Source organism: Agrobacterium sp. SORGH_AS_0440, assembly GCF_031453135.1.
In the GTDB taxonomy this organism is placed as follows: domain Bacteria; phylum Pseudomonadota; class Alphaproteobacteria; order Rhizobiales; family Rhizobiaceae; genus Agrobacterium; species Agrobacterium pusense.
On record NZ_JAVIYR010000002.1, the window covers coordinates 1,184,821 to 1,198,099 of the forward strand.

The following is a 13,279-nucleotide window of genomic DNA, read 5'->3' on the forward strand; positions in this document are numbered from 1 at the left end:
GCACATGGATTGACAAGCTTCAATATTTCAATAAAACCGAAATACCGAATTATGGTTATTCGGAAATTGCGACATTCATGGAGTTTGCAATGTCTGGATTATTCAGTGGGCAGGTCGTGGTCGTCACCGGTGGATCGACTGGCATCGGCTTTTCCGTCGCGAGATTGGCTCTGGAAGGCGGAGCCTCCGCCGTTTACGTGACGGGCCGCAATACCGCCAATCTCGAGGCAGCGGTCGCCAGGCTCGGGCAGGGGGCGATCGGCTTCGCGTCCGATGTTGCCAAGCTCTCCGATCTGGAACGGCTCAAGGCGCGCATTGAAGCCGATGGCCGGAAGGTGGACGTGCTGGTCGCCAATGCCGGCATCGCCGAGAACAATGACCTCGGTGATACCCACGAGGCGCTGTACGACCGGATTTTCGACATCAACGTCAAGGGCGTATTCTACACCGTGCAGACATTGCTGCCGGTCCTGCGCGATGGCGGCTCGATCGTGCTCACCGGGTCGATCGTCGGCAACAAGGGCCTGGAGAGGTTGAGCGCCTATAATGCTTCCAAGGCGGCCGTTCGCTCATTCGCCCGCAGTTTTGCCAACGACCTCAAGGCGCGGGGCATCCGCGTCAATACGGTTAGCCCGGGCGTGACCCGCACGCCGATCATGGAAAACGGCCTGAAGCTCGATGAAGAAAAGATCGCCGGTTTCGAGGCCTATCTGAAGGATGCCGCGCCGATCGGCCGGATGGCCGACCCCGACGAGATCGCTGAGGCCGTTCTGTTTCTGGCCTCTTCAAAGGCCAGTTACATCACCGGCGTCGAGCTTTCGGTCGATGGCGGTCTGGCCCAGATTTAAGGCCTGCACACGCTACCAGCTGAGATCGAGCCGCTCCAGCCCATGGAAATGATAGACATCCTTGACCTTGGGCGGCTCGGCAATTTTCAGGCGCGGCAGGCGCTTGAAAAGCAGTGGCAGGGCAAGGTTCAGTTCCAGTCTTGCCAATGGCGCGCCGATACAGAAATGAATGCCGGCGCCGAAGGAGACATTGGCGCCTTCGTTGCGCTCCGGCCGGAAGGTCAGTGGATCAGGGAATTTTGACGGATCGAGGTTGGCCGCAGCCAGGATCAGGCTCACCTTGTCGCCGCGCTTGAACTGCACGCCGTCAATCTCGACCGGCTCCAGAACCCATCGCTGGAAGATGTGCACCGGCGCGCAGATCCGCAGGGTTTCCTCCACCGTGCGTTCCGTGGCGGCCTCGTCGCTGAACAAGGTCTGCGGCGCTATTCCGCTCTCCAGAATGATACGCACGGAATTGCCGATCTGATGAACGGTCGCTTCATGGCCCGCGTTGAGCAGGACGATGGTGGTGGACACCAGCTCGTCGTCGGTCAGATATTGACCCTTGTGCTCGGTATGGATCATGTGGCTCAGCAGGTCGTCCTCGGGCTTGGCCCGCCGCTCGGCGATCACGCTGCGCACATAATCCGAAAATTCCTTCGCAGCCCTGTCGGCCAGAAGCTCGTCTTCCGGTGTGCGCTTGAACATGTACATGCCGACATAGGCATGCGACCACTTCAGCAGCTGCGGCCCCATTTCCTCGGGAATGCCGATCATCCGGGCGATCATCGTTACCGGGATGATATCGGCGTAGGAGGAAAGCAGTTCCGTCTCGCCCTTCTCTTCGAAAGCGTCAATCAGCCGGTTGGCGAGTTCCTCTATTTCCGGCTTCATCTTGTCGACATGCCGTGACACGAAGGCGCGGTTGATCAGCGTGCGCAGCCGCGTATGCTCCGGCGGCTCCAGTTCCAGAAGCGAATGCTGCTCGGCAAGGTCGAAATGCTTCACATGCTCAAGCGGCTCTGGCAGGCCGATCTCTTCACGACTTGCCACATGCAGGATCTGTCGTCCAAACCGGCGGTCGCGCAGCAGCGAGCTGACATGGTCATAAGAGGTGAAAAACCATTGCCGCTGCTCTTCCCAGTAGAAAGTGGGACATTGCGCGTGCAGGGCGGCGTAGACGGGGTTGGGATCGTTGTAAAAAGCCGGGTCGCGCGCATCGAGTGAAACGTGGCGGGTGGCGGAATCGATTTTGAGAAAGGGAAACGTCGCTGTCATGCTGATGGTTTATTCCGCGCCTGGCGCTTTGGGAAGGGCGGCAGGCGCTCCTTCATATGTCACCAAATGGTTACACCTTCACCGGCTGGCAATTGCGGATATCCGGTTCAGCGCCGCGACCTGCCGGTCGGCATTGTTATCCATAGGGTTTTCGTCACGGTCCGAGGCGGGCACGACGACATTGGCCGAATTTACGTGGATTACGGTCCGATTGCGCCCGGCTTTCTTTGCGGCATACAGCGCTCGGTCGGCCTCGGTCATCATCACATTCAGCTCGGCGTCCTTGATCATCGCCTCGGATATGCCGACGCTGGTCGTCACCTTGATGGGTTCGCCGCGTGAGGTGATTTTCGAAAGAAGCAGATTGTTACGGATGGATTCGGCAAGCGTGACGGTGCTGGAGGGGCTTTCGACCTCCGCCACCAGCGCGAACTCCTCGCCGCCCATCCTCACGAAAAGGCCGCGGTCGCCGATCGCGCGTTGCGCGATTTGACAGAAATGCACGAGTACAGCGTCGCCGGACTGGTGGCCGTATCTGTCATTGATCTTCTTGAAATGGTCGATGTCGAAGAGAACAAGCGCCACATATCGGCTGGAGCCGTGTGAGCGCTTCTTGATGCGGTCGAACTCCTCCAGCAGACCACGCCGGTTAAGGACACCGGTGAGGTGATCGGTCATGGCGAGCCGGTGGAGACGAAGCTCCGTATCCTCCATGATGATCTTGGCGCTGATCATGATGATGGCCGTGAAGCCGAGCATGCCGGAAAAAGCGAGCGCCGATGTCAGCGGAATGGCGTTGGGCGCAGCCGCATTGGCCGGGATGACAATGGAGGCGACGACGGCGCCGGCAAAAGCCTGCAGGATCAGAATCGTCGCCAGAACTTTTCTGCTGCGCGACCTGCGCTCGCCATTTGCCAGAAGCACACCGGCGAGCATGAAATAGCCCGTGGCCGCACTGGCGTGATAAAGCAGGATCCGGGCCACCATGTTTTCTCGCACGGGTGGGACGAACATTCCGGCGATCCACAGGAGGACCGGAATGGCAATCCAGCCAGCGAGCTTGCGCTTCTCCAGGGACAAGAGGCCCGCGAGCCAGAAGCCGAAGGCGGAAAGCGCCAGCGCGTTGCCGACCTGAATGGACAGGAAACTGGAAATATCTCCGCGAAACGCCACCATGACGGTGCCGAAGCCGGTGGCGAGAAAGCCGGCGGCGAAATAGAGATTGTGCCGGCGGGAAGGGCGGTGCAGCCACAGCGTTCCCAAAAGCACGGCAAGGGTGAACGTCTCCGCCGCCCATAGTAGCGTGCTCGTCTTTGCATCCAGCATTGCAAAATCCTATCTGCGCCATCATGCGGCAAAAGCGGAGAAGCTCGCACGACGTGCGTTATTCCCGCTGAATTGTTGAGCTGCCATTTCGCCCGGATAGGGCTGTTCGCCGATGGGAACCGAAATTCGTTTTTCAGTATCAGCAGCAAATACTAACGAGTTCTTGCTGGTTAGAAGTTATATCTGTGCATGAAGTACATTTTTTTGGTCCTCGCCAGTCTTGGTAAAAAATTGATGGCGGGGAGACAAATGGCTGCGGCCGGGACGAACGGGTGCAAAAGCCCGCCGCGGCCGGCCTCCGAAGCCCTGCAAACGCTGTTGAGCCGTTAAGGATATGCGGCTTCGTGTCTTGAAGTACGGGGCAGGGACACTCTATGTAGGGAGTATGAAGGTTAGAAGTGATTCCGGGGCGGTTTCCGCAACGGGCAGAGTTGACAAAGGACGGACATGAAAAATCCAGTTGATACCGCCATGGCTCTGGTGCCGATGGTCGTTGAGCAGACCAATCGCGGCGAACGCTCCTACGACATATTTTCCCGTCTTCTCAAGGAACGCATCATTTTCCTCACCGGCCCGGTGGAAGACCAGATGGCGTCGCTCGTCTGCGCGCAGCTGCTGTTCCTCGAGGCCGAGAACCCGAAGAAGGAAATTGCGCTCTACATCAATTCGCCAGGTGGCGTCGTGACCGCCGGCATGGCGATCTACGATACGATGCAGTTTATCCGCCCTGCGGTCTCCACGCTCTGCGTCGGCCAGGCTGCCTCCATGGGTTCGCTGCTTCTCGCTGCCGGTGAAAAGGGAATGCGTTTCGCCACCCCCAACGCACGCATCATGGTGCACCAGCCATCGGGCGGCTTCCAGGGTCAGGCTTCGGATATCGAACGCCACGCCCGCGACATCATCAAGATGAAGCGCCGCCTCAATGAAGTCTACGTGAAGCATACCGGCCGCACGCTCGAAGAGGTTGAAAAAACCCTTGATCGCGACCATTTCATGGATGCAGACGAGGCGAAGGACTGGGGCGTGATCGACAAGATCCTGACCTCGCGCCAGGAAATCGAAGGCGCCGTCGCGAATTGAGGCGCGACGCTTTTTGACGTTTGTTTGACCCCGCAAAAGTAATTTCGGGGCTTTCAACCGGAACAGAAAGCGATATTAGTATTTATAAAGGCTATGTTGATTTTTTATGACGCGGCCTTTGGTTTAATGGGGAATTCGTTGCCGCCGGTTATCAGCTCCTGTATCTGATACGGTTAGTACCCCGGGAAACGAGGCGGATACGGCAATGCACCCCAAGGGCGGCCGTATCTGCGGGCGGTAAGTTGACCGCGATCCGTTTGACGGACCTGCGGCGTGCTGGAAGGAAAGAGATATGAGCAAAGTCAGCGGCAGCAACGGCGGCGACTCTAAGAATACACTCTATTGTTCATTCTGCGGCAAGAGCCAGCACGAAGTCCGGAAACTCATTGCCGGACCGACGGTATTCATCTGCGATGAATGCGTCGAATTGTGCATGGACATCATCCGCGAGGAGAACAAGACGTCTATGGTGAAGTCGCGCGAGGGTGTACCCACCCCGCAGGACATCATCAAGATCCTCGACGAATACGTCATCGGCCAGAAGCAGGCGAAGAAAATCCTGTCCGTGGCCGTTCACAACCACTACAAGCGCCTCGCGCACGCCTCCAAGAATGGCGATGTCGAGCTGGCGAAGTCGAACATCATGCTCGTCGGCCCGACGGGCTGCGGCAAGACCTATCTTGCCCAGACGCTCGCCCGCATCATCGACGTTCCCTTCACCATGGCGGACGCAACGACGCTGACCGAAGCCGGTTATGTCGGCGAGGACGTGGAAAACATCATCCTGAAGCTGTTGCAGGCTGCGGATTACAATGTCGAGCGCGCCCAGCGCGGCATCGTCTATATCGACGAAGTCGACAAGATTTCCCGCAAGTCGGACAACCCGTCCATCACGCGCGACGTATCGGGCGAGGGCGTTCAGCAGGCGCTTCTGAAGATCATGGAAGGCACGGTCGCTTCCGTACCGCCGCAGGGCGGCCGCAAGCATCCGCAGCAGGAGTTCCTGCAGGTGGACACGACCAACATCCTGTTCATCTGCGGCGGTGCTTTTGCCGGCCTCGACAAGATCATCTCGGCCCGTGGCGAAAAGACCTCGATCGGCTTCGGTGCGACCGTCAAGGCGGAAGACGACCGTCGTGTGGGCGAAGTGCTGCGCGAGCTGGAGCCGGAAGATCTGGTGAAGTTCGGCCTCATTCCGGAATTCATCGGCCGTCTGCCCGTCCTGGCGACGCTGGAAGACCTGGATGAAGATGCGCTGATCCAGATCCTGTCCGAGCCGAAGAACGCTCTGGTCAAGCAGTACCAGCGCCTGTTCGAGATGGAAGACGTCGAGCTGACCTTCCACGAGGACGCGCTGCGCGAAATCGCCCGCAAGGCGATCACCCGCAAGACCGGTGCCCGTGGCCTGCGCTCGATCATGGAAAAGATCCTGCTGGATACCATGTTCGAACTGCCGACGCTGGAGGGCGTGCGCGAAGTGGTCATTTCCAACGACGTCGTCAGCGGCGTTGCGCGTCCGCTCTACATCTATGCGGACCGTCAGGAAGAAAAGACCAACGTCTCGGCGTAATCGGCTGCTGTGATGTTTGATGAAATCAGAGGCCCGCATCCGTGCGGGCCTTTTCTATTAGATGGGCCTTACGAAACTTGCGGCTAACTTGACGAAGCCCGATTTTGCGTTTGGAGCGGATTGCGCTTTGCTGATAAAGTCTTACAACTGATTTGCAGCGCGATATGACGGAAATGTGAATTTCGTCGGCGACCCGGTTCCTGAGCCTTCGAGGATAACCGGAAATGTCGGTAGTATTAGCCAGCGCTGAGTTTTGTTGAATTTCACGGTCCTGCCGTCGCGTAAGGCCGTCTGCTCCGACGACTTGAAATCGGTGTTTCGAAACTCCACTTTCAGTCTCGAGAAATGAATATGCCGGACGCCCCCAAGACGTTCGGCAAAGTGTCCCGAAAGGGACCATGGAAAGGAAATGATATGACGAACATCACGTCTGCGGCATCTGGCGGTACCTATCCGGTACTTCCCCTGCGCGACATTGTCGTTTTCCCGCATATGATCGTTCCCCTGTTCGTCGGGCGGGAAAAATCCATCCGTGCGCTCGAGGAAGTCATGGGCTCCGACAAGCAGATCATGCTTGTTACCCAGATCAACGCCAGCGACGACGATCCGGCGCCTGAAGCCATCCACAAGGTCGGCACGGTCGCCAATGTCCTGCAGCTTCTGAAGCTTCCCGACGGCACCGTGAAGGTGCTGGTGGAAGGCAAGGGCCGCGCCCAGATCGACAGCTACACCGGTCGCGAGGATTTCTACGAAGCGTCGGCGACGCCTTTGCAGGAGCCTGCCGAAGATCCGGTCGAGATCGAGGCGCTCTCGCGTTCGGTCGTTTCGGAATTCGAGAGCTATGTGAAGCTCAACAAGAAGATTTCGCCCGAGGTTGTCGGCGCTGCCGGTCAGATCGATGATTACTCGAAGCTCGCCGACACGGTCGCTTCGCACCTGTCGATCAAGATCACCGAAAAGCAGGAAATGCTGGAAACCGTCAGCGTGAAGCAGCGGCTCGAAAAGGCGCTTGGCTTCATGGAAGGCGAGATTTCCGTTCTTCAGGTCGAAAAGCGCATCCGCTCGCGCGTCAAGCGCCAGATGGAGAAGACCCAGCGCGAATATTACCTGAACGAGCAGATGAAGGCGATCCAGAAGGAGCTCGGCGACGGCGAGGACGGCCGTGACGAGATGGCCGAGCTGGAAGAGCGCATCGCCAAGACAAAGCTTTCCAAGGAGGCCAAGGAAAAGGCCGAAGCGGAAATGAAGAAGCTGCGCCAGATGAGCCCGATGTCCGCGGAAGCGACTGTCGTGCGCAACTATCTGGACTGGCTGCTTGGTCTGCCCTGGGGCAAGAAGTCCAAGATCAAGGCGGACCTCAACAATGCCGAGAAGATCCTGGATCAGGACCATTTCGGTCTGGACAAGGTCAAGGAGCGTATCGTCGAGTATCTGGCCGTGCAGGCCCGTGCGACGAAGATCCGTGGCCCGATCCTGTGCCTCGTCGGCCCGCCCGGCGTCGGCAAGACCTCGCTCGCCAAGTCGATCGCCAAGGCGACCGGCCGCGAATATGTGCGCATGGCGCTGGGTGGCGTTCGTGACGAAGCGGAAATCCGCGGTCACCGCCGCACCTATATCGGCTCCATGCCGGGCAAGATCGTCCAGTCGATGAAGAAGGCCAAGAAGGCAAACCCGCTCTTCCTGCTCGACGAAATCGACAAGATGGGCATGGATTTCCGTGGCGATCCGTCGTCGGCACTGCTCGAGGTTCTCGATCCGGAACAGAACTCCACCTTCATGGATCACTACCTGGAAGTGGAATACGACCTGTCCGACGTGATGTTCGTGACCACGGCCAACACGCTGAACATTCCCGGCCCGCTGATGGACCGTATGGAAGTGATCCGCATCGCCGGTTACACGGAAGACGAAAAGCGCGAAATCGCAAAGCGTCACCTGCTGCCCAAGGCGATCAAGGAACATGCCCTGCGTCCGGAAGAATTCTCGGTCACCGATGATGCCCTGATGGTTGTCATCCAGCAGTACACCCGCGAGGCGGGCGTGCGCAGCTTCGAACGCGAGCTGATGAAGCTGGCGCGGAAGGCTGTCACCGAGATCATCAAGGGCAAGGTCAAGTCCGTTGAGGTTACCGCAGCAAACGTTCCGGATTATCTGGGCGTTCCGCGGTTCCGCCACGGCGAGGCCGAGCGCGAGGATCAGGTCGGTGTCGTCACGGGTCTGGCCTGGACGGAAGTCGGCGGTGAGCTGCTCACCATCGAAGGCGTGATGATGCCGGGCAAGGGCCGCATGACGGTTACCGGCAACCTCAAGGAAGTGATGAAGGAATCCATTTCGGCGGCGGCATCCTATGTCCGTTCGCGCGCAGTGGACTTCGGCATCGAGCCGCCGCGCTTCGACAAGAGCGACATCCACGTGCACGTTCCGGAAGGGGCAACCCCGAAGGACGGTCCGTCCGCCGGTGTTGCCATGGCAACCGCGATCGTCTCCATCATGACCGGTATTCCGGTCTCGAAGGACGTGGCGATGACAGGCGAGATCACGCTTCGTGGTCGCGTTCTGCCGATCGGTGGCCTGAAGGAAAAGCTGCTTGCAGCGCTTCGCGGCGGCATCAAGAAGGTGCTGATCCCGGAAGAAAACGCCAAGGATCTGGCGGAGATTCCGGACAATGTGAAGAACGAGATGGAAATCATTCCGGTGTCGCGCATGGGCGAGGTTATCAAGCACGCCCTCATCCGCCAGCCGGAGCCCATCGAGTGGGATGGCAGCATCGAGACGCCGGTGATCGCAACGGTCGAAGGCGTTGATGACGGCAGCCAGACCATCGCGCATTGAGACGCGTCGTCGCGAGGGCCGGAATCGGTGCTCGCGACAGGTCCTGCGTAGATTCAATGCGTTAGGCTTCACGACGAAGGTACGGCTTCAGGTCGGCGCAAGTGATGCGAAATTGGCACGATTATGGGGAAGGCCGGCAGAAATGTCGGCCTTTTTTGTGAAAAAAACCGCAGACCCCTTGTTTTTCAGGCGATTCCAGCGCTTTTGAGTTGCTGCGCGCGGATACGAACGTATTCTGCGCCGGCTTAATTTGAGTCGTTTCAAACCATTGAAAGGGGTGGAAACATGAACAAGAACGAGCTCGTCTCTGCTGTTGCCGAAAAGGCTGGTCTCACGAAGGCAGATGCTGCTTCCGCTGTTGATGCCGTATTCGAAACCGTACAGAGCGAACTGAAGAACGGTGGCGATATCCGCCTCGCCGGCTTTGGCAGCTTCTCCGTCAGCCGTCGTGAAGCCTCCAAGGGCCGTAACCCTTCCACGGGTGCTGAAGTCGATATCCCGGCTCGCAACGTGCCGAAGTTCTCCGCAGGCAAGGGCCTGAAGGACGCCGTCAACTCGTAAGGTTTCCGAAAAGCCGTAACGCCCGCGGCGGGCGGCGGCTTTTCAGGTTCACGAGGAAGCATGTTTTGACGCGCTCAGGCCATCAACCGGTCTAAGGAGCGTGCCTTTCGAAAGTTCTTTCGAGCGGCGCCGTTTATGCCGAATGGTATGGAATGAAAGTCGGGCGTGCCTGTGTAGCCTCCATCCGGACACACGGCGTTTCGATATACGGAATATGCGCATAAACACGAAAGCCCGGCCTTTGCGGCCGGGCTTTTTGATTCCGGGCCATGAAGTGTCATGCCACTGTCATGTCCGTGACGCAGAAGCCTTGGGATATTTCTGAACCCAAGGGGGATAAAATGGCGTTCCGATTTTCTCAGATGGCCTTGACCGCGGCTCTGCTTACATCTGCAGCCTTTCCGGCGGCCGCAGAGCCGGTTTTTAACCGCATTGCTTCTTTCCCGGTAGCGAAGAACCTGCCCGCGGACAAGGACGCCAAGTCCGTGACCTCGGCTGAAATCATCACCGCCAGCGAAGACGGCAAGACGCTGATCTATTCGGACAGCCCGCTCGGGGGCATTGGCTTCATCGACATCACCGATGCCAAGGCTCCCAAGGCCGGCGGCGCATTGCTGCTGGAAGGTGAGCCGACCTCCGTTGCCGTGGCCGGTCTCAAGGTTCTCGCCGGCGTCAATACCTCGGAAAACCGCGCCAAGCCCTCCGGCAAGCTCGTGACTGTCGATATCGCTGCCAAGAAGATCGAGGCGAGCTGTGATCTCGGCGGTCAACCGGATTCAGTCGCGGTGTCTCCGGATAAAACCTTTGCCGCCATCGCTATCGAAAACGAACGTGATGAAGAGGTGAACGAAGGCGCCCTGCCGCAGATGCCAGCCGGTTATCTCGTCACTGTCGGCCTGAAGGACGGCGTTGCCGACTGCGCGACGCTGAAGAAGATCGACGTTACCGGTCTCGCTGAGATTTCCCCTGAAGATCCGGAGCCGGAATTCGTCTCGATCAATGCCAATGGCGAGATCGCGCTGACGCTTCAGGAAAACAACCATATCGTCATCATCGACGGCAAGACCGGCACGGTGAAGACGCATTTCTCTGCCGGCACCGTCAATCTGGAAGGCATCGACACCAAGACTGATGGCCAGCTGAAATTCGCCGACAAGCAGGAAGGCCGCAAGCGCGAGCCTGACGCCGTCAAGTGGCTGGACAACGACCGTATCGTCATCGCCAATGAAGGCGACTGGCAGGGCGGTGCACGCGGCTTCACCATTTTCGACAAGACCGGCAAGCTTCTTTATGAGGCCGGCGCTTCGCTCGAGCACGCGGTAGCGGCCATTGGCCACTATCCGGAAAAGCGCTCCAAGGCAAAGGGCATAGAGCCGGAGGGTCTGGAAACGGCGACCTTCGATGGTCAGAAGTACTTCTTCGTGCTTGCCGAGCGCGCTTCCATTGCCGCTGTTTACAAGGATACCGGCGCAGAGCCGCAGCTAACGCAGCTCCTGCCTTCAGGCATTTCGCCGGAAGGCGCTGTCGCCATCCCCGCGCGCAACCTCCTCGTCACGGCCAATGAGGCTGATCTGGTGGAAGACGGCGGCGCCCGCTCGCATGTCATGATCTATGAACGCGCCGAGGGCGAGCTGGCCTATCCGCAGCTGGTATCCGCCACTGTCAATGGTGCGCCTATCGGCTGGGGCGCTCTTTCGGGTCTGGTAGGCGATGCCGAGAAGCCTGGCATCCTCTATGCCGTGTCCGACTCGGTCTATGGTAACCAGCCGTCGATCTACACCATCGACGCGACCAAGAAGCCCGCCACCATCACCAACGTGCTGCGTGTCAAGCGCGACGGCATTGCGGCGCAGAAGCTTGACATCGAAGGCATCACGCTGGATGGCAAGGGCGGGTTCTGGCTGGCCTCCGAAGGCGACAGCGCCAAGCTTGTTCCGCATGCGCTCTACAACGTCAATGCCAAGGGCGAAATCAAGGCCGAAATCGCCTTGCCAAAGGAACTGCTCGCCGGCGATACCCGCTTCGGTTTCGAAGGCGTTACCATGATCGGCAAGGGCGATGACGCGACGCTGTGGATGGCCGTGCAGCGCGAATGGGGCACCGACGAGAAGGGCTTCGTCAAGCTCGTCTCCTATAATCCGAAGTCCAAGGAATGGGGCGCCGTGCGCTACCCGCTCGATAAGACTGAAGCCGGTTGGGTCGGCCTGTCCGAAATCACCGCACAGGGCGACAATGTCTATATCGTCGAGCGCGACAACCAGATCGGTGACAAGGCCAAGATCAAGAAGCTCTACCGCGTGGCGATTGCTGACCTGAAGCCGGGCAAGATCGGTGGCGAATTGCCGCTGGTCACCAAGCAGGAAGCTCATGACTTCCTGCCCGACCTCAAGGCCCAGACCAACGGCTATGTCGTCGACAAGCTGGAAGGCTTCACCTTCGACAAGGCGGGAACGGCCTATGCCGTGACAGATAATGACGGCGTCGATGATTCTTCCGGCGAGACGCTGTTCTTCAAGGTCGAGATGAAGGCGATCAACTGATTGCGCACGATAGCGCCGCAACGGAAAAAGCCGGGCATAGCCCGGCTTTTTTAATGCGGTATGGGTCTGAATGCCGGGCGTTTATACGATACGTCATATGCAAGCCCTCAAAAGGCATTGCCGCTTCGCATCGGTGATCGAAAGTTCTCTCCGGAGGTCGTCCGGGATAATGGTGCGATCCCAGCGCCCGGATCACCGCCCCATGGAATTCTTGTTTTTGGAAATATCTGGTTTCTCCGAATCCTGCTGGACCCAGCGGAAAAAAATGTAAACAGGCAGCGCAATAAGCGCGAGTGTAACAAACGCGTCGAGTGACATGGTTTCATCCATCAGTTCCACCGCTCATCATGAAACGGCCTGAAAACAATGCCCGAAATCTCTTTAAAAATTCTAAATCTGCTTATTTTTCGGTATGTTGCGGGGTGAAACAGGGATGGCTGCGGCTGTGCGAATATGAAACGAAAGTCCCGGTTTGGCACGGCGCGGCAGCTGGGAAATGTGATTCTACACCGCAGTAGCGCGCGACCATTGCCCCTTCCATGCCACCGAGGGCAGGGGCTGCGCATCGAAGCCAAGCATACATGGTGAAGCGCAACCGCCTACGGTTCAAACCGCAATCGGCAAGGGTTCTTTAAATCACTGTGAGAAGGAATGGTGGGCGATGAGAGACTCGAACTCCCGACATCCTCGGTGTAAACGAGGCGCTCTACCAACTGAGCTAATCGCCCTTCGCGTCTTGCGGATCATGTCCGCCGCGTCGGTGGCCGTGATGTATTCGGATCGGAAAAAAACCGCAAGGGCTTTTGTGAAGTTTTTTTGTTTTTTTTCGGGGAGGTTTTTCCCTCCGCCGAAGGGGAGGGGTAAAAAGCCGGGAACTGCGGGCTTTTTGGTAAATTCAGAAACCAATGACGTCATGACGGCCCCGTAGAAATGACGTTGATAAAGCGGCTGGCTGTGGACAAGTTTTTTGTTTTCGTTGGGAAAAGCCCGCAAAACAGGGCATTTGCTGGAGCGTCGATAAAAGGCCCCAGGGTTTTTCCTGATCAAAATGAAAAAGCTTATTCTTTTGTCGTGAAACCTGCTTGACACCCCCGCACGAACGCCGTAGTTAGCCGCTCAACGAACAGCCGAGGCTGGTTCGTACGGCGGAACCAAGGTTCTGTCGGTCAGGATAAGCGGGTGTAGCTCAGTTGGTTAGAGTGCCGGCCTGTCACGCCGGAGGTCGCGGGTTCGAGCCCCGTCACTCGCGCCATCCTGTTCCT

8 protein-coding genes and 2 tRNA genes are annotated in these 13,279 nt (G+C 58.2%); 7 read left to right on the top strand and 3 right to left on the bottom strand.

The features are described from left to right. The first annotated feature begins 77 nt into the window (after positions 1-77). Positions 78-848: an SDR family NAD(P)-dependent oxidoreductase gene (locus tag QE453_RS15140; protein ID WP_162471989.1), complete on the top strand. Its 771-nt coding sequence runs from the start codon at positions 78-80 to the stop codon at positions 846-848. A gap of 12 nt (positions 849-860) precedes the next feature. Here QE453_RS15140 and QE453_RS15145 read toward each other — a convergent pair whose 3' ends face one another. After that, a complete protein-coding gene (locus QE453_RS15145; RefSeq protein ID WP_309760049.1) occupies positions 861-2,108 on the bottom strand; it encodes a cytochrome P450 in 1,248 nt (415 codons plus the stop codon). Positions 2,109-2,186: 78 nt separating this feature from the next. Beyond that, positions 2,187-3,434 carry a GGDEF domain-containing protein gene (locus tag QE453_RS15150; RefSeq protein WP_309777374.1) on the bottom strand — a complete coding sequence of 416 codons (1,248 nt, stop codon included), beginning with the start codon at positions 3,432-3,434 and terminating at the stop codon, positions 2,187-2,189. Positions 3,435-3,881: 447 nt separating this feature from the next. Between QE453_RS15150 and clpP the strand changes: the two genes are divergently transcribed. The 5 genes from clpP to QE453_RS15175 all read left to right on the top strand — a co-directional run bounded on the left by clpP (position 3,882) and on the right by QE453_RS15175 (position 12,017). After that, entirely contained in the window at positions 3,882-4,514 is a 633-nt protein-coding gene (clpP, locus tag QE453_RS15155; RefSeq protein ID WP_004441299.1) for an ATP-dependent Clp endopeptidase proteolytic subunit ClpP, read from the top strand. Positions 4,515-4,806: 292 nt separating this feature from the next. Further along, entirely contained in the window at positions 4,807-6,084 is a 1,278-nt protein-coding gene (clpX, locus tag QE453_RS15160; protein ID WP_003521528.1) for an ATP-dependent Clp protease ATP-binding subunit ClpX, read from the top strand. A 414-nt stretch (positions 6,085-6,498) separates the two neighbouring features. After that, positions 6,499-8,916, top strand: a complete 2,418-nt coding sequence (lon, locus tag QE453_RS15165; protein WP_004441301.1) for an endopeptidase La — start codon at positions 6,499-6,501, stop codon at positions 8,914-8,916. A 285-nt stretch (positions 8,917-9,201) separates the two neighbouring features. Further along, positions 9,202-9,477, top strand: a complete 276-nt coding sequence (gene hupB / locus QE453_RS15170; RefSeq protein ID WP_003502360.1) for a DNA-binding protein HupB — start codon at positions 9,202-9,204, stop codon at positions 9,475-9,477. Positions 9,478-9,818: 341 nt separating this feature from the next. After that, complete coding sequence (locus QE453_RS15175; RefSeq protein WP_309777376.1) at positions 9,819-12,017, top strand: esterase-like activity of phytase family protein; 2,199 nt, start codon at positions 9,819-9,821, stop codon at positions 12,015-12,017. Positions 12,018-12,669: 652 nt separating this feature from the next. Here the strand turns inward: QE453_RS15175 and QE453_RS15180 are convergent. After that, positions 12,670-12,745, bottom strand: a tRNA-Val gene (locus tag QE453_RS15180). Positions 12,746-13,192: 447 nt separating this feature from the next. Between QE453_RS15180 and QE453_RS15185 the strand changes: the two genes are divergently transcribed. Next, a tRNA-Asp gene (locus tag QE453_RS15185) sits at positions 13,193-13,269 on the top strand. The last annotated feature ends 10 nt before the right edge of the window (positions 13,270-13,279 follow it).

Coding starts and splice junctions, on each gene's coding strand:
- QE453_RS15140 (WP_162471989.1), top strand. CDS start 78: ATGGAGTTTGCAATGTCTGGATTATTCAGTGGGCAGGTCGTGGTCGTC.
- QE453_RS15145 (WP_309760049.1), bottom strand. CDS start 2,108: ATGACAGCGACGTTTCCCTTTCTCAAAATCGATTCCGCCACCCGCCAC.
- QE453_RS15150 (WP_309777374.1), bottom strand. CDS start 3,434: ATGCTGGATGCAAAGACGAGCACGCTACTATGGGCGGCGGAGACGTTC.
- clpP (WP_004441299.1), top strand. CDS start 3,882: ATGAAAAATCCAGTTGATACCGCCATGGCTCTGGTGCCGATGGTCGTT.
- clpX (WP_003521528.1), top strand. CDS start 4,807: ATGAGCAAAGTCAGCGGCAGCAACGGCGGCGACTCTAAGAATACACTC.
- lon (WP_004441301.1), top strand. CDS start 6,499: ATGACGAACATCACGTCTGCGGCATCTGGCGGTACCTATCCGGTACTT.
- hupB (WP_003502360.1), top strand. CDS start 9,202: ATGAACAAGAACGAGCTCGTCTCTGCTGTTGCCGAAAAGGCTGGTCTC.
- QE453_RS15175 (WP_309777376.1), top strand. CDS start 9,819: ATGGCGTTCCGATTTTCTCAGATGGCCTTGACCGCGGCTCTGCTTACA.